This is a genomic window from Giesbergeria anulus (assembly GCF_900111115.1).
Lineage (GTDB): Bacteria > Pseudomonadota > Gammaproteobacteria > Burkholderiales > Burkholderiaceae_C > Simplicispira > Simplicispira anulus.
Genome location: NZ_FOGD01000001.1, coordinates 1 through 19,439, shown reverse-complemented (window position 1 = coordinate 19,439; position 19,439 = coordinate 1). Strand labels below are relative to the sequence as shown.

Here is a 19,439-nt window from a genome sequence, read left to right as displayed (position 1 = left end):
CAGCGCTGGATATTTAGCGCGATTCGGTGGCACGGGCGTCAAAAGCACCGCCAGTCAAGGTTTGGTCACGCAGGTTCACCGGCTTTTTGCCCGGCAGCAGCGGAAACACCAACTCAGCAAACCGGATGGATTCTTCAAGGTGCGGGTAGCCGGAGAGCACAAAGCTGTCCACGCCCAAGTCGATGTACTCTTGCAAGCGGGCCGCCACTTCTTCGGGGTTGCCCACCAACGCGGTGCCAGCTCCACCACGCACCAGCCCCACCCCCGCCCACAAATTGGGGCCGACCACCAATTGGTCGCGGCGGCCACCGTGCAGCGCGGCCATGCGGCGCTGGCCTTCGGAGTCCATGCGTGCATAGTTTTGTTGTGCGCGTTCAATCTCTTCGTCACTCAAGTGGCTGATGAGGCGGTCGGCAGCGGCCCACGCCTCGGCACTGGTTTCGCGCACAATCACATGGATGCGGATGCCAAAACGCACAGTGCGGCCATACTTGGCGGCACGCTCGCGCACATCGGCAATCTTCTGCGCCACGGCCTCGGGTGGTTCACCCCAAGACAGGTAAGCATCAACGTGTTTGGCGGCCAACTCGTGCGCGGCGGGTGAGGAGCCACCAAAATACAGCGGTGGATAGGGTTTGCTCACCGGCGGGAAGAAGTTTTGCGCCCCTTCTACGTGCAGGTGCTCGCCCTCAAAATCCACCCGTTCGCCTTGGAGCAGTTTGCGCCAGATGGTCAAAAACTCATCGCCCGCAGCGTAGCGGGCATCGTGATCGTAAAAAATGCCATCGCCCGCCAGTTCTACCGCATCGCCGCCGGGCACCACATTGAGCAGCAAGCGGCCATTAAGGGCTTGGTCTAGCGTGGCTGCCTGCCGTGCCGATGCCGTCGGGTTGCCCAAGGAGGTACGCAGCGCCACCAGCAGCTTGATACGCTGCGTCACTGGCACCAAGCTGGCCGCCGTCACCCACGGGTCAAGGCAGGAGCTGCCAGTGGGAATCAGCAAACCATCGTAGCCCAAATGTTCTGCCGTGACGGCAATTTGGCGCAGGTAGGCATTGCTGGGCGCACGGCCAAAATCAGACTTGCCCAAATAGCGGGTATCGCCAGAGGTGGGGAGAAACCAGAAAATATCGAGGCTCATGGTGTTTCCTTGTTGGAGGTGGTGGGATAGGGGAGATCGGTGTCGTCTGCGTCCGCAGGGTGCTTGCGCGAACCGCTCACTTCGCCCAGCCGAATCAGGCGGGCGCGCACAATGTTGCGGCTCACGCCCAGCAGGCGGGCGGTTTCGCTCTGGCTGTAGTGGCAATAGCGGAAGACTTCGCGCAGCAAGGTGTCTTCTACGCTCTGGTAGAGATGGGCCGCGTTGGCATCGCACAATTGGCGAATGGCGTGGCGCAGTGCCGCGTGGGCCGCACTGTCACCTTGAACAAGGGATGTTTGCGGCTTGGGCGGCTGCGCTGGTGTAGTGGTCTCTGGCTCTGGGGCCAGCAAATGCGCTGCTGATGGGGCAGGTGCTGCGGCGGTAGCGCTGGCAGGGTGTAACAGGCGCAGGCTACTGGCATCAAGCACCTCGCCATCACACAGCAACAAGCTGCGATGGATGGTGTTTTCTAGCTCGCGCACATTGCCCGGCCACGGGGCCTGCATCAGCAACTGCTCGGCTTGGGGCGTCAAGCGCAGCCGGGCATAGCCCAGCTTGCGGCTGTACAACTCCATAAAGTAACGCGCCAGCGGCACAATGTCGCCGGGGCGCTCGCGCAGGGTCAGCACATGCAGCCTGACCACATTGAGCCGGTAGTACAGGTCTTTGCGAAAACGCTTTTGCTGCACCATCTCATCCAAATCGGCGGTGGCAGCGGCCACAATACGCACGTCGATGGGAATGGGCTTGCGCCCACCCAAGCGCACAATTTCGTGCTCTTGCAGCACGCGCAGCAGTTTGTTCTGCACCGTCAGCGGCAGATCATTGATTTCATCGAGAAAAATGGTGCCGCCATGTGCAGCCTCAAACCAGCCGATCTGGGTACCAAAGGCACCAGCAAAAGCGCCGTTTTCGTGCCCAAACAGTTCTGCATCCACCAGCGATTCAGAAAAAGCCCCGCAACTGACCACCACAAACGGGCCATTGCGCCGGGCACTGCGGTAATGCAAATGGCGGGCAATCAGCTCCTTGCCGGTGCCAGTCTCACCCGTAATGAGGATGTTGGCATGGCTAGGGGCCACCTGCTCGACTTCGGCCAACAGGGTTTTGGAGCGCGGGTCTTCAAAAATCCAGTCCAACGCGCTGCTGCCTTGGCCGGGCGGTGGCGGCCAGATCGGAAGGGTGGCGGCCATCAAGGTATCGCTCAAGAGTAGAACGAGGGCGAAGGAATCTCACCATTGAGCGCCCAGTCACCCAGCTCTTTGAGCTTGTAATCGACTGGATCGTGCAGGGTTTGGGTGCGCAAATTGCGCCAGAAGCGATCCAGCCGCAATGCGCCATGGGTGGCACGGGCACCGGTGGTCTCAAAAAAGCGGCTCGATACATCCAAGCCGACCCGGGTGGAAGCCACCTTGGCTGCTGCAATCGCCACGGCTACTTGGCCGCGCTGCTGCGCATCCAGTGCTTCGCCCCGGCTCCAAGCAGCATCAAACAGCTCGGCAGCGTTGCGCGCCAGCAGGCGCACGCTCTCCAAACCGACAAAAAACTCACCATAGTGCAGCAGCGTGTAGGGGTCTTGGTTGGCCTGTTCGGCCCCAGAACGGAACCAAGGGCGAGACTCGTTCAGGGTGTAGTGGCGCGATTGCTCCAAAGCACCTTCACCCAAGCCCAGAAACAGATGGACAAAAATAAGCTGCGCCAGCAAGGGCCGCAGCGACGAGAACGGCGTGGACAGCGGGCCGGGGTCGAGCAGCAGCTCAGTGGCCTCCACCCGCACCTTTTCAAACAGGGCGCTGCCGCTGTCGGTCTGGCGCTGGCCCATGTTGTTCCAATCGTAGTTGAGGGTGATACCAGCCCGTGAGGTAGGCACCGCCGCAATCAATAATTTGCCACTGCTCTCATCCACACCAGAGGCCACCAGCATTTCAGAATCTGCCGAGCCAGAGCAAAAACTTTTTTTGCCCGAAAACTCATACCAGCCGTCGAGTTTCCGCACCACGGTGCGGGTATCAAGCGGGTTGAGGGCGTTGCCCCAAAACCAGTTTTTGCGCGCCGTCTGCTCTAACCAAGGCTCCCACTGGTCTGGGCGCGAAAACAGGCGCACCGTAGCCAACAGCAGGTGGTGAAAGCCATAGACATGGGCGATGGAGCTATCGACTTTGGCAAAGGTGCGCACCGTGTCCAGAATTTGGCTCCAGTTCAGCCCTTGGCCGCCATATTGTTGCGGGATAGACAAAGACAGCAACCCGCTGCGGCGCAGCGCATCGCGCTCGGCCTTGGGAGTGCCGCCGCTAATGTCGCGCTCCACGGCGGTTTCGGCAAACTCACGCGCCAAAGCGGCGGTGATCTGTTGGTAAGGCAAGAGAGGGATTTCCGGCATGGTGCTAGAGGCGTTGGTTGGTATAAGGGGCCGTGGTGGTCTACAAACCCCGGATCAGGTGTACCAAGTGGCTTCGGGGATTTCACCCAGCAAGGCATAGGCTCCGACCTCCCGGCGCTTGTAGGCAATCGGGTCGTGCAGCGAGTGGGTGCGCAGATTGCGCCAGTAAATATCCAGCCCGACGTCGTTAGAAGTGGCGCGGGCACCCGTGACCTCAAACACGCGGGTGCCAATTTCCAGCCCCACATCCACCGCCACCTGCTTGGCGGCGGCAATACGCACCGCTACCTCTCCCCGCTGTTGTGGAGTCACGCTGTCGCGCTCGGCGTGCAGCAGTTGGGCGATTTCTGCGCCCGTGGCATCGGCCAAGGCTTGCGCCGCCCACAAGCGCGATTGCAGGGTGCCATAGGCTTCTAGGATGTACCACTCTTCGGTGGCACTTTGCTTGTTGTCGCCGCCATAGGGCCAAGCGCGGGTTTTGCTCTTGGTGTAAGTGGCTGCGGTTTCCAGCGCACCTTGGGCGGTGCCGAGGTAGATTTCGGTAAAAATCTGCTGAATCGCAGGCAAATTCAGAGTGGCATAGGGGCGATCTTGGTACACCTTGTCCACGTAGCCTGCTGCGCCACTCCAATCAATCACCACGTCTTCAATCGTCACACTGCCCGACTCACTCAGGCGGTGGCCTAGGTGGTTCCAGTCGTCGTGGTAAATGATGCCAGGCTGCTTGGAGGGCACGATGGCAAAGATATGCTTGTCTGTGCCCGCCAAAATGCCTTCCAGCACCGTGAGGTCAGAAATTTTGGAGCCAGTGCAAAAGCTCTTGCGCCCGTTGTAGTGCAGTTTTCCGTCCACTTCTTCGGTGATGGTTACATCGCCATCGCGTGGGTTCACCGCCCCGCCAAAGAACAGATTTTGTGAGGTGTACAGTGCCTCTATGGCCTCAATTTGCGCTGGGGTGCCCACCAACCGCACCGCCCAAGCCCACAAATAATGGTAGGCCAGCAACTGGCCGATAGAGCCATCGCCACTCGATACCTTGCGAATAATTTGGTAGGCCGTTTCCCAGCGCTGACCACCGCCGCCATGCTGCACTGGGCCTAGCAAGGTCGTCAGGCCCGAATCTTTGAGCAATTGCACCTCGGCATAAGGCACAGCTTGGGCACGGTCTCGGGCCACTTGGTCTTGGGCCAAAATGGCGGCCACTTCAGCGGCCCGTGCCAACCACCCTTCGACTGTGGTGGGGGTGGCTTGCTCGGCCCAGCGGGAAATATGCGTTGCAGTCGTCGTCATGGTGAAATCTTTCGTCAATGGGGTCGTGGTATCAACAAGAGGTGATGGGCGGTGTGTTGTGCTCAGGCGGCCACCGGGGCGTGGGCGTCTTCTGCCAGCCCCTGACCAAAATAAAAATGCTGGATGTCTTCGCGCTGGCGCAGCTCTTGCGCCGTACCCGAAAGCACCGTCACCCCCGCTTCCAGCACGGTGGCGGTGTCGGCGTATTGCAGGGCCACGGTAGAGTTCTGCTCTGCCACCACAATGGACAGTCCATCCTCCCGATTCAGGCGCTGGAGCTGGCTAAAAATGTCCTGCACCACCAGCGGCGCAAGGCCCATCGAGGGTTCATCCAGCACCAGCAAACGCGGGCGCGACATCAAGGCGCGGCCAATGGCGGCCATTTGCTGTTCGCCGCCCGAAGTCAAACCGGCCCGGCTGTGGCGGCGCGCTTGCAGACGCGGAAAAATCGCATAGACCTTTTCCAGATCGGTGGCGATCTCGGCGCGTGAAGCATCGCGCCCCAAAGCCCCGGTGATGAGGTTTTCTTCCACCGTCAGGTTAGGAAAGCAGTGCCGCCCTTCCAGCACCTGCACCAGCCCGTGGCGCACCAAGGTGGCGGGGTTAGTGCGGGTGACATCGTGGCCATCAAAGGTGATGCGCCCACCCGTCACTTGCCCGCGCTCGGCGGGCAGCAGATTGGACACCGCCTTGAGCGTAGTGGACTTGCCAGCGCCATTGGCCCCCAGCACGGCGTGGATTTCTCCGGGCCGAACCGTAAGGTTGACATCGTGCAGGGCCACCACCGCATTCTGGTAGCAGACCTCAATCGACTGGATGTGCAGCAGGGCGTTGGCAGCGTCCATCATGCGCTCCTTAGGCGGCTTGCCCAGCTTCAGCCGTGGTGCTATCCGACGGCGCAGCTTGCCCAGAACCGGCACCAATCTGCCAAACGTAGGGCGGCTCAGTGCCATTGATGTGCCAATCGCCAATAATCCGCGCCTTATAGACCAACGGATTGTGCGAGGCCACGGTGCGCGCATTGCGCCAGTGGCGATCCAGCGCCTTGCTAGAACTGGCCGCCGAGGCCCCCAGCGCATTGAATAGTTGCGAGCTGGCGCGCAGCACCAGATCAGAGACCACCACTTGGCCTTGCGCCGATTCCAGTTCAGCCTCGATATTGGCCTGTTTTTCGCGGTCAGCATCGCCGCTCCAATGGGCATCGTAGGCGCGCTGGGCAGCAAAGCTGGCGCGGATGGCGGTGGCTTCAGCAGCATAGGTCAGGGCAGAAATCTCGCCCACTACCTGCTGAATCTGCACATCCTGCGCCACGGCAGGGGCGTTGCCGGTGCTAAAAATGCGTTTGCGCTCACGCACTTGCTGCGCTACATCACGGGTGACGGCACGGGCAATACCGGCCAGCGCCACCAGATGGAACAATTGGTAAAACGCTGTTTGGTACTTAAAGCGGCCAGCAAACGGGAAGATATTCACTTCCTCCACCACTGCATCTTGGTAGGTTGATGTGCCACTGCCGGTGGTGCGCTGGCCAAAGCCGTCCCAGTCGTCTTGGTGGGTGATACCGGGCTGATGGGTGCTCACGGCGGCAATCACATCCACACCATCGCTATCGCGGCGGGCAAACAGGTCAATCCAGTCGGCAAAAATACTGCCGGTGCTGTAAAACTTCTGCCCATTGACCACCCAGCCCCCGTCTTTTTGCGAGACACGGGTAATCACGTCACCAATAGCGACATTCACTTCTGTCCAAGCATTGCCGACCAAATCGCCTGCCGCAAAGCGGCGCAGCCAAACAATGGTTTGCTCATCACGTGGGGCGTTGAGCCGGTCTTCGACAAAGGCAAAATGCCCGCGCACCGCCTGCGCAACGTTGGAATCGGCCTCGGCCAATTCAATCAGCAGTTGGAACAACTGGGGCAGGGTAGCGCCATCGCCGCCATACTCCACCGGCACGCGCACCGCGCCAAAGCGGGCTTCTTTGAGCCACTGGATAGCATCGCGGCCTAGTTTGCGTTCGCGTTCACGCTCTAAGGCCGTATCGGCAATCCGTTGGAAGATGGGGCGGTATTTGGCGGCAATAGTTTCGTATTGCGGGCCGAGAATCGAAATATCCGAAGTAACTGCGCTCATGGTGTGTCCGTATCAAATCAGGGTTACAGGAGAGAACAAGGCCATCAGTCGTTGATGCTGGTGCGTACCTTCACGCCCTTGTCTTTGGCGTAGGCCTGCGAAGACTTTTCAATGATGGGACGCAGCAGCTTCCAATCGGGGGCAATCCAGTCCGAGACCACGTTCCACTTCTTGCCATCCCATTGCTGGAAGGCCACGCGGCCATCGCCTTCGTGGTTGTCCCATGTCACGTTGATGGAGTGGAACAAGCCCTTGGCACCCAGTGCGGCGGCACGGGCTTCGTCAATCTTCAGGTTTTCTAGGCCCCAGCGGATTTCATCGCCGGTCAGGGTGCGCTTGCCAAACTTGGCTTGGGCGATGCGGATAGCCTCCACATTCAAGATGCCGTTGAGCACACCGAGGTTGTGGTAAACGCTACCAATGCGCTTTTTGTCCTGCAAGTTGCCCTTGTTGGCGTCATACAGGGTTTTGGTGATGTCTTGCAGCACCGGGAACTGGCTACCGGGGGCTACCGAGGTGATAGCGACATAACCCTTAGCGGCATCACCCGCTGGGATCACGTCTTCTTCGGAGTTAGACCAGATATTGCCGATGATGCGGTCAGCCGGGAAACCCGTTTTTTGCGCGGTTTTCAGCGCTACCGGGTTCATCACGCCCCAGCCCCGCAGCACGACAAAATCGGGCTTGGCGCGGCGGATGGTCAGCCATTGCGATTGCTGTTCGTTACCGGGGTGGGGTACCTCGATTTGCTGTACGGTAAAGCCGTATTGCTTAGCCAGCAGCTCATAAATTGGAATGGTTTCTTTGCCATAGGGCGAACCGTGGTACAGCACCACGATCTTTTTGCCCTTGAGCTTGTCATTGCCACCGACCTTGGTGCCGATGTAATTGACGATGCCCGAGGTCTCGCTGTAGGGGTTGACCAACAACGGGAAGATGTACTTGAACACGCGGCCATCGGTGGTATCGGTGCGCCCGTGGTTGATGGTCAGCAAGGGCACCTTGTCAGCCGTCACGCGATCGAGCAGTGCATAGGCAATACCCACCGACAGCGGGTTCCAAGTGGCAATGCCGGGCTTGTTTTTCAAGCGCTCGTACACCTCGACGCCGCGCTCGACTTCATATTGTGTCTCGCCCTCTTCCCACGTCAGCTTGACGCCACCGACGCCGCCGTCGCGGGTATTGACGAGGTTCAGATAGTCGATAAAACCACCAAAAAAGCCGGTGCCACCAGCGGCATAAGGGCCAACACGGTAACTTTGCAGCGGAAAGAACTGTTCCTGCGCCTGTTGGGCGTAGGCACTGCCTTGCATCCCAGTAAGGGCCATGGCACCGGCCAGCAGCAGCGTTTTAAATTTGTGGGACAAAGACATGGCGAAAAGACTCCTCTGAGGGTGTAGGTAGGTGGTGGATAAACAGGAATCAGGCACCAGAGGCAGAAGCTGCCGGGGCTGCGGGAGAAGAACGGAGCTGGCGGTACTGCCGCAGGCGTTGCAACAGCCGGGGCCACAGTGCGGCCAGCCCTTGCGGCTCCACAATCAAAAAGGCAACGATCAAAACGCCCAGCACAATGCGTTGGCTCAAATCGAGCACGCCTGAGTCAAACCAGTCCCCCAACACAAAGGAGCCCAGACGTGACAGCAGCAGCGGAAACACCACGATCAGCGCCGCGCCCAAGAAAGCCCCACGAATGGTGGCTAGGCCGCCAATAATGATGATGAACAGAATCTGGAACGAACGGTCGAGGTTGAAGCCCGCAGGCTCCACCGTGCGCAGATAAACAAAGCCCCACAGCACCCCGGCCACGCCAATCACAAAGGACGAAATCGCAAAGGCCAGCAGCTTGGTACGCAACACCGGCACACCAGTGACGCGGGCAGCCAGTTCGTTATCGCGGATGGCAATAAAGTGGTGGCCGGTGGGGGTATGCACCAAACGCCAGATAAGCAGAGTCAACACCGTGACCACGCTCAAAGCGAACAGGTAGCGGCCTGTGGGGGTGTCAAAGGTGTGGCCCGCCACACGGATGGCCGGGGCATCAATGACGCCGGAAGGGTTGTAGTTGCTAAACCAGCCAAACTTGGTCAGCGCCCATTGCACAAAGAACTGTGCCGCCAGCGTCGATACCGCCAGATAAAAACCCCGCAAGCGCAAACTGGGAAGACCAAACACCACGCCAATGGCGGTGGCCGCCAGCCCAGCCAGCACCATGCTACCCAGCAGCGGCAAGCCCTCCACACGCAGATGAAAGTTGTAGGCGGCAAAAGCACCCACCGCCATAAAAGCCGCAGACCCCAGTGAGAGCTGACCCGCATAGCCAGTGAGCAGGTTCAAGCCGACGCCAGCCAATGACAGCGCCAAAAAGGGCAACAAAATGGCATCCAACCAGTAATCAGTAGCAATCAGCGGCACGAGGCCATAAGCCAGCAACAGCACCACGGCAGGGGTCAACCAGAATGGTTTAGTAGAAACAGACATGGCTCAGGCCCTTTCCACCAAACGTTGCCCAAACAAACCACCAGGCTTGACCAGCAAGAAACCCAATGCCGCCACATAAGCAATCCAGCTCTCAATGCCACCGCCGACCAAATCGCCTAGATAAACCTCGGCCAATTTCTCCAGCGCGCCAATGATGAGACCGCCCACAATCGCGCCCAAAATGGAATCAAAACCGCCCAACACCAGCACCGGCAGCGCTTTCAGCACCACCATCGACAGCGAAAACTGCACGCCCAAACGCGCTCCCCAAAGCAACCCTGCTACCAAAGCGATGATCCCAGCGGTAGCCCACACCGTGGCCCAAATGCGCGGCAGCCGCAAACCTACCGACAAGGCGGCAAAGGTATCGTCGGCAGCCGCCCGAAAGCTCAGGCCAATATGGGTGTAGCGGAAAAATGCTGACAGCAGCGCCACCATCACGGCAGCAATGCCCGCAGCAAACAAATCAAAACTAGAAATCAAGACCCCGCCCAACTCCAGCGGAGCGTCCGAGATGCCCAAGTCCAATTCATGCACTTGCGTACCCCAAACCAACTGGGCCACGCCCTCAATCACATACGACAACCCCAACGTCGCCATGAACAAGGTGATGGGTGGCTGGTTGACCAGTGGGCGTAGTACCACCCGTTCAATCAGCAGCCCCAGCAGCACCATCAGCGCAAAGGTGATGGCCAGCGCCAGCACAAAAGGCACGCCACGCTCAACCAAACTCACAAAGGTCAACGCCGCCAACAGCAGTTGCGCGCCTTGGGCAAAATTGAGTACCCCAGAGGTTTTGTAGATCAGCACAAAGCCAATCGCCACCAGCGAATACATCACGCCCGAAAGCAACCCACCCACCAGCACTTCGGCAAAGAAGGCGAAATCAAAGCCACCCATTACGCGGCCTCCTCATGGGCCACACCGAGGTAGGCATCAATCACCACCGGGTCATCACGCACCTCTGCCGGAGTGCCATCGGCAATCTTGCGGCCATAGTCCAGCACCGCTACCCGGTCGGATAGGCCGAGCACAATGCCAATGTCGTGCTCAATCAGCACAATCGTGGCTCCCCACTGGTCACGGGCAGCGCGCACCAGTTGCACCATGTGGGATTTTTCGGTCATCGTCATACCGGCCAGCGGCTCATCGAGCAGCAGCAGACGGGGTTGGGCAATCAGCGCCCGGCCCAATTCGACCCGCTTTTGCAGACCATAGGGCAGCGTACCGGCCAAGCGGTCTTGTGCATCACGCAGCCCCAAAAACTCAATCACTTCAGCGGCCCGCGCACGGGCATCAAGCAACTCACGTTGCGCCCGCCCACGCCCCAGCAGCTGCTCAACAAAAGTGGAGCGGGTGTGTTCTACCCGCCCCAGCGCAATGTTGTCACGCACCGTCAGCCCCCGGAACAGCGCCAGGTTCTGAAAGGTACGCGCCACGCCCAAACGGGCCAGTTGGGCCGTGGGCACCTTTTGGAACGCTTGCCCATTCAGCCAGACCGTGCCCCGATCCGGCTGGTACAACCCACTGATCACATTGACCAGCGAGCTTTTGCCCGCGCCATTGGGGCCGATGATGGAATAGATCTGTCCGGGCTGGATGTTCAAATCCACACCACTGAGCGCATGGATGCCACCAAACGACAAATCAATGCCTTCGAGGCTCAACACCGCCTGCGTAGTTGGAGCCACCACACGCGCAGCGGAAAGCACCGGTGCCGCTGGTGGTGCAGCCTGCCACTGCCCCGACGTGGCCGTGGGCGGCATGGTGAGTTCAAGGGAAGTGCTGGACATGGTGTGCCTCTGTTTACTGACTCAAGCCCAAGACGCAGCAGGCCCGCTGGCGTCAGCCACACTCTCTTTGCCGATGTAGTGATTGCGCCAATGCGTGGCTGGGTGGGAATCGCGCGTCTTGCCGTCTTTGTCCCCCAACAGCTTCTCGCGCAGCGTGCCCGGTGCATAGCTGGTCTGTGCACGACCTCGCTTGCGCAATTCCGGCACGACAAAATCAATAAAGTCGGTAGTCGATGCAGGGGTGACTGCGTAGGCTAGGTTGAAGCCGTCCACACCGCCTTCATCCACCCAGCGCTCCAACTCGTCCGCGACCTTTTCCGGGCCACCCACCAACACAGGGCCTAGGCCCCCAATAGAGCGCTGACGGATCACCTCACGCACCGTCCATTCTTTACCGTCAGCAGCCAAGGATTCGAGGGTCGTGCGCAGGCTATCGTTTTCCACCGCCTTCAGTGGCGTATCGGGGTCGAGTGAGGCAAAGTCCAGCCCTGTCCAGCCGCCATAAAGCGCCATCATTCCGGTAGGGCTGGCATAGGAGAGGTACTCTTCGTGCTTGCGCTGCGCCGCCTCGTCAGTCGGCCCAGTAATCACCGTGAGTAGCGTGAAAATCTTGAGAGCATCGGGCTCGCGTCCGGCGGCTGCCACCTCGGCCCGAATCTTGTCGGTCAGCACTCTGGCCGACTCTGGGCTGGTGGCTAGGATGAACATGGCCTCAGCATGGCGGGCAGCGAATGCCCGACCAGCCGCAGAAGCCCCGGCCTGAAAAATCACGGGCGTGCGCTGAGGCGACGGCTCGGTCAAGTGAAAGCCCGGAACCTTGAAGTACTTTCCTTCATGCTGAATCGGATGTACCTTGGTCGGATCGGTAAAGATGCCACGCTCCTTGTCGCGCAACACCGCTCCCTCTTCCCAACTGCCTTCCCAGAGCTTGTAGATGACCTCCATGTACTCCTCGGCCAAGTCATAGCGCTCATCATGGGGAAGCTGTTTGTCCAAGCCGATGTTGCGTGCTGCCGAATCCAGATAGGACGACACCACGTTCCAAGCCACCCGGCCCTTGGTCAGGTGATCCAACGTGGACAGCCGGCGGGCCAGCAAGTACGGATGCTCAAACGTGACCGCAGCCGTCACGCCAAAGCCAACGTTGCGGGTCACAGCGGCCATGGCAGAGATAGCACCAAAGGGGTCATTGACCGGAACCTGTGCGGCATCCTGCAAGGCACCTTCTGCGGAGCCTCGGTACACGTCATAGACACCCACCACGTCGGCGATGAACAACGCATCGAATGCACCACGCTCAAGCTCAATCGCCAGATTGGTCCAATACTCCAGATCGTTGTAGCGCGAGGCCTGACTCGAAGGATGCCTCCAAGTGCCAGCCGCCTGATGACCGACGCAGGTCATGTCAAAAGCGTTGAGGATGATGCGTTTCTTGGAAGTAGTCATGGGAAAAGCCTGTGGGGAAGATGAGGAGTCAAGAACTTGATCGCCCGTGCGAGGGATGAGTGCGAATCACGCGGCAAGAGGGATTGAGGCGGCTTGCACTTCGAGCGCCGGAGCGCGATCCAGCAAGGGCACAGCGCGCTCAATCGCCAAACGGATACGCGCCAGCAATGGAGCGCTGGTCACTTCGTAGTGGCTAAAATCCTGCTCAGTGGCATAAACGCCAATGGGTAGCGTGCGCGCTTGGAAAAAGCTAAACAGTGGACGCAGCTGGTGGTCAATCACCAGCGCGTGGCGCTCGCTGCCGCCAGTAGCGGCCAGCAGCACAGGCACATCGATCAGTGCCTCGTGGTGGACAAAGTCAAACAGGTGCTTAAACAGGCCGGTATAAGAGCCGCGATAGACCGGGCTGGCCACGATCAGCACATCGGCCGATTCAATCGCTTGGATGCTGGCCTCTGCGGCAGCGGGCAGTTGTGCGCGTGACAGGGCGCTGCCGATCAGCGGGGCCAAAGTGCCCAGGTCAATGTGTTGCACTTCAATGGGCACGGCATCGCCCAAAGTGTTGACCAATTGCTCAACCAATGCCGAGGTGCGCGAGGGGCTTTGCACACTGCCCGAAACGGCAACCACTTTGTAAATCTGACCCATCTTTTTTCTCTCCAGAAGCCAGTGCAGGGGCAGGCCGCAACCTTTACGGCCTGTATGAGTAGCAGCAAGGTGCTGCGTTACAGGCCGTATTCTGGAGATGAAACAAAGAGTTGTTTGCTAGGAAAACAGCAATGCTTATGCGATTTTCTTCTTTCGCCTAACTATTTGTTTTATAAGAATTTTTATTCTATATTCTATTTTTTTATGAACAAAAACACATTTACTTATAGGTAACTAACACCCATCCAATGCAAACTAACATGTTTTTTGTTACTTTGCTGTTGCACCAGCAACAGGCACTCCATGCCTATCAGATCCAAGTTTCCATGCCCTCATCAGCATGGGTGAGTGCGATGGTGCGAAACTCATCACCCAACGCCATAAAGGCATCCACCACCACGGGGTCAAAATGGCTGCCACTGCCTTCCACAATGATCTCTGTGGCCCGTGCGTGGGAGTAGGCTGGTTTGTACACCCGGCGGCTAATCAGCGCGTCATAGACATCGGCCACCGCCATGATGCGGCCCGGCAGTGCAATCTCCGTACCTTTCAGTCCTTGCGGGTAACCCTTGCCATCCCAGCGTTCGTGGTGCCCCAAAATAATCTGGCGGGCAAATTGCAGAAACACGCTCTCGCCTTGGCTGCCTTCGGCCACTTCCAGTGCCTTGGCTCCATAAATGACGTGTTGCTTCATTTCTTCAAACTCTTCAGGCGTTAGTCGCCCCGGCTTGAGCAAGACCATGTCCCGAATAGCCACCTTGCCAATATCGTGCAATGGCGCACAGCGGTAGAGCATCTCGACACTGACCGGATCGAGCAGATGCTGGTACGGGCCTTGAGTGCTGAGGTGCTGCGTAAGCGCCCGCACATAATTTTGCGTGCGCTTGATGTGCCCACCCGTTTCGTTATCGCGAAACTCGGCCAAATTGGCCAAGGCTTCAATGGTGATTTGCTGCGTCAGGGCCAACTCGGCGGTGCGGGCGCGCACCAGCGCTTCCAGCTCTTGCTCGTAGCGCTTCAACACCAAGTGATTGCGCACTCTGGCCTTGACCAACACCGGCTCAAACGGCTTGCGGATGTAGTCCACAGCCCCCAATTCCAGCCCCAAGGTTTCGTGCCCCACCTGATCGAGGGCGCTGATAAACACTACAGGAATGTGTGCGGTCAAGGGGTCATTTTTAAGTTGGCGACACACTTCGTAGCCATCAATGCCCGGCATCATGATGTCGAGCAAAATGATATCTGGCTGGGGCAGCTTACGGGCAATTTCTAGCCCCTTTTCTCCAGAGATGGCCGCATGAATGGTGTAGTCCGCGCGCAATAGCTGACGCAAAACCTCAATGTTTTCTGGGGTGTCATCCACCACCAGAACGATTTGCCTTTTCTCTGGCATGAGCGCACTCCCTCTTGTTGTTTTATAACTTCCGAGTGAGCTCAAGATCGGCCACCCATTCATCCAGCACATCACAGGCCCCTTGAAAATCAAAGACCCTGACTTTTTTTTCTAGGGTGCCCAGGTGCTGGTCAGATACATCAACGCTTTTTTGCAATTCTTCCATCAGATCGAGTGCTTCGGTATTGCCTGAGGACAACAATTCACGCAATTGCAACAACATAGCGCGCAACAGCTCGCAGTCGATATGCGCCGTAGCCACTGTGGCTAACGGCGCTGCCAAGATAGCCAACCCTTCCAGCACAGGCTCTAACCGTGCCACTACTTCGCGCAAGAATTGTTCCACCTGCACCACTGGTTGTTGCTCACGGCAGGCCTTTTCTAGCTCCTTGGCGGCTTCAGACAAAGCGCCAGCGCCCACCGTGCCAGAGACACTTTTGAGTGTATGAGCCAAGCGTGTGGCAGTGGGCCAGTCTTGCACCCGCAGGGCGCTGCAAAAATCGGTGCTAAAACCCTGTTGAGCCTGATAAAAGAGCCGCAGCAGCTTGCTATAGGTAGCCCGGTTACCATTAGACAGTCGCAACCCGGCCTCTAGGTCAATCCCCGGCAAGCTAACAAGCAAAGCATCTACACCGCTGCCTGTGGCAGGTGGGGCAGATGCGGGCACCAGCGCAACCAAAGACGCTTGCTTGCGCACCTTGGGATGAATCCACTTGGCAATCGTGGCAAACATCTGTGCCACATCCAGTGGCTTGCCAATCTGGTCATTCAAGCCGGCAGCAATGGCCTTTTCACGGTCACCCGCCATCACATTGGCCGTCATAGCAATCACAGGCAGATGGGCCCATTGGGAGGTACGAATAGCCTGTGTAGCGGCATAGCCATCCATCACTGGCATTTGCAAATCCATCAGCACGCCATCAAACGCTTCTTTTCCCAACCAATCTAGCGCCTCTTGCCCGTTGTTGGCAATGCGTGTCGTAATGTCCGCTTCGGCCAACAGGTCTACTGCCAACTCCTGATTGAGTTCGTTGTCTTCTGCCAACAAGAGATGGGTGCCACGCAGGCTTTCCATCAACGCGCGCAACTCCTCGTTGCGCAAGGTACGGTGGGTGCGTACAGGCACTGCATGACCATGTACCCGCAGCAGAGTTTCCAGCAGAGTCGATGGCGTTACCGGCTTGGCCAAAACCTCTTCAATACCGGTGTGGTCGGGCAAATCTTCTGGATCGCGGGCCGTCACAATCACCATCTTAGGCCACTGCTCTGGTGACATTTGGCCGCGCAGCAAACGGGTGCACTCTAAGCCATCCATCTCCGGCATCATCCAGTCCATCAACACCACGGCGTAGGGCCGCCCAGTGTCTTGGGCATGGATGATATCGGCCAAAGCCTTGGCACCACTGTCAGCCACACTGGCCTCAAAATGCAGCGCCGTGACCATACGGGCCAGAACTTCGCGGGCACTTTCGTTATCATCTACCACCAGCACCCGCTGGCCTTGCAATGGTGATGCTAGTGGCAAGCGCTCTGGCATACCCTGTGCGCAATCAACCGTCGGCCAAGTGAAATGGAAAGTGCTGCCGTGGCCCAAGGTGCTCTCCACCCAAACGCGCCCGCCCATCATCTCCACCAGATTTTTAGAAATAGCCAGCCCCAACCCGGTGCCACCATAGCGGCGAGTGGTAGAGCTGTCGGCTTGGGTAAAGTTATGAAACAGCCGCTCCTGCTGCTCTTGGCTGATACCAATGCCAGTATCGCGGATAGTGAAATGCAGCTCCAGCACAGTATGGCCATCCTCTGACTCCTGCGCTATAGGCGTGACCCGAACCCCCAACACCACCTCGCCATGCTCGGTAAATTTCACAGCGTTGTAGCCGATGTTGGTCAGCACTTGGCCCAAGCGCAAAGGGTCGCCCGTCAACTCACGCGGCAGATTGGGTGGAATATCGAACAGCAATTCGAGACCTTTTTCTTCGGCACGCAGGCCCACCACCCCAGAAAAGTCCTCTAGCACGTCTTGCAAGTTAAAACACACCTGCTCCAGCGTAAGTTTGCGCGCTTCAATCTTAGAAAAATCCAAAATATCGTTGATAAGCCCCAGCAGCGATTGGGCCGAGCGATGCACCTTGACCAAATAATTGCGCTGGCGCTCAGACAGTGGTGTTTCTAAGGCCAAATGCACCATGCCGGTAATCACATTGAGCGGCGTACGGATTTCGTGGCTCATATTGGCGAGAAAATCGGACTTAGCGCGGTTGGCTGCCTCAGCCTCTCTTTGTGCCTGCTGCAATTGTTGCTCGCTGCGTTTGCGACAGGTGATGTCCAGCATGGCTCCCAGCATCCGCCAAGGTTTGCCATCGGCATCACACAACACTTGGGCCACCTGCTGCACATAGCGCTCCTCCCCCGTGGTAGCACGCAAAATGCGGTACTCCATCTGCCAGCCTGTCTCTGGTGCCCGCTGTGCGCAATGCAGGGACTCCTTCACCATGGCCTGGTCTTCAGGATGCACGGCTTGGAGAAACTGCTCTGTGGCGCTGGTAATTTCTCCGGGTACATAACCCAAAATGCGATAAAGCTCATCTGACCAGCGCTGACTGCCATCGCACAAATCCCACACCCAACTACCTAAATGCGCCATCTCTTGAGCGCTCTCTAGCATGATACGGCTCTCCACCAACTGGGCGGCTGTGTTGCTCAATTCAGCGGTGCGGTGTTGCACACGCACTTCCAGCTCACTCTGAATAGCGTGCAATTCGGCGGTGCGCTGGGCAAAACCACGGGCCAGTTCTTCCAGCTCATCATCGGTGCCCAACGGGGCATCAAGCGGCGTGCCCACATCCTTGCCGGTGATGCGCTGATACAAAGTGAGTATCGGGGCCGTAATAGAGTTGCCCATCCACGCTGCAAGCAGCAGAGCGGCAAACAGCAAAAACAGGCTGATAAGTAAAAATCCCCCTACCACAGCCCAAACCGCTTGGCGGTGTACCGATTCAGGCAAGCCAATTTCCATACGCAAATCAAGCCCCTTGAGCAAAGGCATGGTTGCAGCCTCTGGCCCTAGCATTTGATGGATATAGGTCTCGTGGGAAAGGTGGTTATGCACCAGCACAAGCTCAGTACCCATCAGCAGGTGATAGTAGGCTTGTGAGTTGCCCGATACCTGTTTCATGGTCAGTGCAGGTAGGTCAAACTCCACCACCACCGCCCCTTGAACCGTCTTGTAAAAAGTGATCGGCACTATCACCACTAGCCGCCTGTTCGATGGGCGTACAAACAATACCCGACGTCCCATACTCAGGGTATTGCGCAGCTCTGATGACGCGTTGTATTCAATGCGCTCAGTGTGCCATTGATACACAGGCTGGCCATCAAAATCAACCAGCGAAAACGCCATCACCTCACGGCCTTGGGCAAAATTACGCACCAACTGCGGCAGATAGGTATCTTGCCCTTGCTGATCCATCAAGCCATTGACTACCAACGGATTGTCAGCCAACCGCTCAGAGTTCTCTACCAGTGCCGTGATACGTGCCTCCAACAACACCAGCGATGAGCGAGCCATATCATGCAAGCTGTTTTGCATCTGGCGGCCTAGCTGTGCATCCATCATCAGCGCCACGGCCACGGTCAGAAGCAGCATAGTGGCCGACACCAAAGCACAAACCTGCAAAATCACGCGCCGCTTGAGACTGCAGCGCACACCCAACAGTTGGTCTACTCCGGCGCTACGTTGCCCGATCAAAGTGACACCACCACAATGGCACCATCTGCTGCAAAACGCACCAAATGGCAATCTTCTGCACTCAGCGCATCATGGCGCTTAGCTGTAAATGCAGGGGCATAACAGCGCACTGCACCCTCTATGGGTGGCAACTGCGCCAGCGCTTGGCGCAACGCTGCCCCTTCTGAGCTACCAGCCCGTGCAATAGTCCGCGCAAACCAATGTACTAAATCGTAAGCTTTTGCCAACACCTGTGGAGCAGTCACTTCGCACAGCAAGGCCAGTCCATAACATTGCTGGCATTGTTGAGCCAACTGCTGGCTTTGTAGGTGCGAATTGCCAAAAAAAGTAAACGTCTGAAAGAAACGCATATTGACTTTAGCCAAAGCATCACGGTTGATTGCCCAAAGATTGCCCGAGCTAATGCCCCAATCCCAGATGATCGGCAGTGTAGAGGCTTGCCCTGCTAGAGTTTAAACCACAAGCCCGCTCAATCTCGGTAGCCACAGCACCAATACATCGGCACGAGAACGCTTAAGGCGGCACAAAGTATCTTTGACATCGGCTTGCCCTGCCCCAGCTAGTTTTTTGAGTCTATTTTCGTGGCAGTTGATACAAACCGGATGGTTCGAAACGAGGAACAGACCGCTTATCTACAGTTGGGCTCATTGCACTTGGTGCGGCCCCAGATACGAACGCGCTCAGCAGGACTCCATTCAAATTCTATTTAGGTGTCAGCCCCAGCCAAACGCCGAACTGGAACTCGGCAGCACGCTGGATCTGTTCATCGCCCTTCTGGTGGGGCTAACGCGCGCAGTCGCTCCTGATACTCACCCTTGCAGTTGCAGATTGACTTTCCAACACGCCAATATTGGTAGTCTGATGATATGGTGATTGTAGAACGGCAGCATGAAGCATGCATTTTATAAGGTTTCCCCAAAGCGAAACCCCCTCTGACCGATAGGATCAGAGGGGGATGCTTTAATATTAGCCTGACGATGACCTACTTTCAC

The 19,439-nt window shown here is 57.8% G+C and carries 15 protein-coding genes; all 15 read right to left on the bottom strand.

Annotated elements, in window-relative coordinates:
• Positions 1-13: 13 nt before the first annotated feature.
• Positions 14-1,141, bottom strand: a complete 1,128-nt coding sequence (gene ssuD / locus BMX55_RS00075; protein WP_091450911.1) for an FMNH2-dependent alkanesulfonate monooxygenase — start codon at positions 1,139-1,141, stop codon at positions 14-16.
• Positions 1,138-2,334: a sigma-54 interaction domain-containing protein gene (locus BMX55_RS16815; protein ID WP_091452982.1), complete on the bottom strand. Its 1,197-nt coding sequence runs from the start codon at positions 2,332-2,334 to the stop codon at positions 1,138-1,140. Before BMX55_RS16815 ends, ssuD begins: the two co-directional genes overlap by 4 nt.
• Positions 2,335-2,345: 11 nt before the next feature.
• Positions 2,346-3,521: an acyl-CoA dehydrogenase family protein gene (locus BMX55_RS00065; RefSeq protein WP_091450907.1), complete on the bottom strand. Its 1,176-nt coding sequence runs from the start codon at positions 3,519-3,521 to the stop codon at positions 2,346-2,348.
• A gap of 54 nt (positions 3,522-3,575) precedes the next feature.
• Positions 3,576-4,811, bottom strand: a complete 1,236-nt coding sequence (locus tag BMX55_RS00060; RefSeq protein ID WP_091450904.1) for an acyl-CoA dehydrogenase family protein — start codon at positions 4,809-4,811, stop codon at positions 3,576-3,578.
• Between the two features lie 62 nt (positions 4,812-4,873).
• The gene (locus tag BMX55_RS00055; RefSeq protein WP_177172779.1) at positions 4,874-5,656 is read right to left on the bottom strand and encodes an ABC transporter ATP-binding protein; all 783 of its coding nucleotides are present in this window, start codon (positions 5,654-5,656) and stop codon (positions 4,874-4,876) included.
• 10 nt (positions 5,657-5,666) lie between these two features.
• Positions 5,667-6,941 (bottom strand): acyl-CoA dehydrogenase family protein, encoded by a 1,275-nt coding sequence (locus BMX55_RS00050; RefSeq protein ID WP_091450897.1) that lies wholly within the window; start codon positions 6,939-6,941, stop codon positions 5,667-5,669.
• A gap of 44 nt (positions 6,942-6,985) precedes the next feature.
• Positions 6,986-8,314 carry an ABC transporter substrate-binding protein gene (locus tag BMX55_RS00045; protein ID WP_091450894.1) on the bottom strand — a complete coding sequence of 443 codons (1,329 nt, stop codon included), beginning with the start codon at positions 8,312-8,314 and terminating at the stop codon, positions 6,986-6,988.
• Positions 8,315-8,363: 49 nt separating this feature from the next.
• Positions 8,364-9,419 carry a branched-chain amino acid ABC transporter permease gene (locus BMX55_RS00040; protein WP_091450890.1) on the bottom strand — a complete coding sequence of 352 codons (1,056 nt, stop codon included), beginning with the start codon at positions 9,417-9,419 and terminating at the stop codon, positions 8,364-8,366.
• 3 nt (positions 9,420-9,422) lie between these two features.
• Entirely contained in the window at positions 9,423-10,319 is an 897-nt protein-coding gene (locus tag BMX55_RS00035) for a branched-chain amino acid ABC transporter permease (RefSeq protein ID WP_091450886.1), read from the bottom strand.
• Positions 10,319-11,212 carry an ABC transporter ATP-binding protein gene (locus tag BMX55_RS00030; RefSeq protein ID WP_091450882.1) on the bottom strand — a complete coding sequence of 298 codons (894 nt, stop codon included), beginning with the start codon at positions 11,210-11,212 and terminating at the stop codon, positions 10,319-10,321. Before BMX55_RS00030 ends, BMX55_RS00035 begins: the two co-directional genes overlap by 1 nt.
• A gap of 21 nt (positions 11,213-11,233) precedes the next feature.
• The gene (locus BMX55_RS00025) at positions 11,234-12,658 is read right to left on the bottom strand and encodes an LLM class flavin-dependent oxidoreductase (RefSeq protein ID WP_091450880.1); all 1,425 of its coding nucleotides are present in this window, start codon (positions 12,656-12,658) and stop codon (positions 11,234-11,236) included.
• Positions 12,659-12,724: 66 nt separating this feature from the next.
• Positions 12,725-13,306, bottom strand: coding sequence for an FMN reductase (gene msuE, locus BMX55_RS00020; protein WP_091450877.1), 582 nt, complete (start codon positions 13,304-13,306; stop codon positions 12,725-12,727).
• 310 nt (positions 13,307-13,616) lie between these two features.
• The gene (locus BMX55_RS00015; protein ID WP_091450874.1) at positions 13,617-14,699 is read right to left on the bottom strand and encodes a response regulator; all 1,083 of its coding nucleotides are present in this window, start codon (positions 14,697-14,699) and stop codon (positions 13,617-13,619) included.
• A 22-nt stretch (positions 14,700-14,721) separates the two neighbouring features.
• Positions 14,722-18,345: a response regulator gene (locus tag BMX55_RS00010; protein WP_143059547.1), complete on the bottom strand. Its 3,624-nt coding sequence runs from the start codon at positions 18,343-18,345 to the stop codon at positions 14,722-14,724.
• 98 nt (positions 18,346-18,443) lie between these two features.
• Positions 18,444-18,797 carry a type 1 periplasmic-binding domain-containing protein gene (locus BMX55_RS00005; RefSeq protein WP_091450865.1) on the bottom strand — a complete coding sequence of 118 codons (354 nt, stop codon included), beginning with the start codon at positions 18,795-18,797 and terminating at the stop codon, positions 18,444-18,446.
• Positions 18,798-19,439 lie beyond the last annotated feature (642 nt).

Bases quoted from the DNA above. Each gene is read 5' to 3' on its own strand.
- BMX55_RS00040 (WP_091450890.1), bottom strand. From the start codon at position 9,419: ATGTCTGTTTCTACTAAACCATTCTGGTTGACCCCTGCCGTGGTGCTG.
- BMX55_RS00060 (WP_091450904.1), bottom strand. From the start codon at position 4,811: ATGACGACGACTGCAACGCATATTTCCCGCTGGGCCGAGCAAGCCACC.
- BMX55_RS00055 (WP_177172779.1), bottom strand. From the start codon at position 5,656: ATGGACGCTGCCAACGCCCTGCTGCACATCCAGTCGATTGAGGTCTGC.
- ssuD (WP_091450911.1), bottom strand. From the start codon at position 1,141: ATGAGCCTCGATATTTTCTGGTTTCTCCCCACCTCTGGCGATACCCGC.
- BMX55_RS00045 (WP_091450894.1), bottom strand. From the start codon at position 8,314: ATGTCTTTGTCCCACAAATTTAAAACGCTGCTGCTGGCCGGTGCCATG.
- BMX55_RS00065 (WP_091450907.1), bottom strand. From the start codon at position 3,521: ATGCCGGAAATCCCTCTCTTGCCTTACCAACAGATCACCGCCGCTTTG.
- BMX55_RS00010 (WP_143059547.1), bottom strand. From the start codon at position 18,345: ATGCTGCTTCTGACCGTGGCCGTGGCGCTGATGATGGATGCACAGCTA.
- BMX55_RS00035 (WP_091450886.1), bottom strand. From the start codon at position 10,319: ATGGGTGGCTTTGATTTCGCCTTCTTTGCCGAAGTGCTGGTGGGTGGG.
- BMX55_RS00015 (WP_091450874.1), bottom strand. From the start codon at position 14,699: ATGCCAGAGAAAAGGCAAATCGTTCTGGTGGTGGATGACACCCCAGAA.
- BMX55_RS00005 (WP_091450865.1), bottom strand. From the start codon at position 18,797: ATGCGTTTCTTTCAGACGTTTACTTTTTTTGGCAATTCGCACCTACAA.
- BMX55_RS00025 (WP_091450880.1), bottom strand. From the start codon at position 12,658: ATGACTACTTCCAAGAAACGCATCATCCTCAACGCTTTTGACATGACC.
- BMX55_RS00030 (WP_091450882.1), bottom strand. From the start codon at position 11,212: ATGTCCAGCACTTCCCTTGAACTCACCATGCCGCCCACGGCCACGTCG.
- BMX55_RS00050 (WP_091450897.1), bottom strand. From the start codon at position 6,941: ATGAGCGCAGTTACTTCGGATATTTCGATTCTCGGCCCGCAATACGAA.
- BMX55_RS16815 (WP_091452982.1), bottom strand. From the start codon at position 2,334: ATGGCCGCCACCCTTCCGATCTGGCCGCCACCGCCCGGCCAAGGCAGC.
- msuE (WP_091450877.1), bottom strand. From the start codon at position 13,306: ATGGGTCAGATTTACAAAGTGGTTGCCGTTTCGGGCAGTGTGCAAAGC.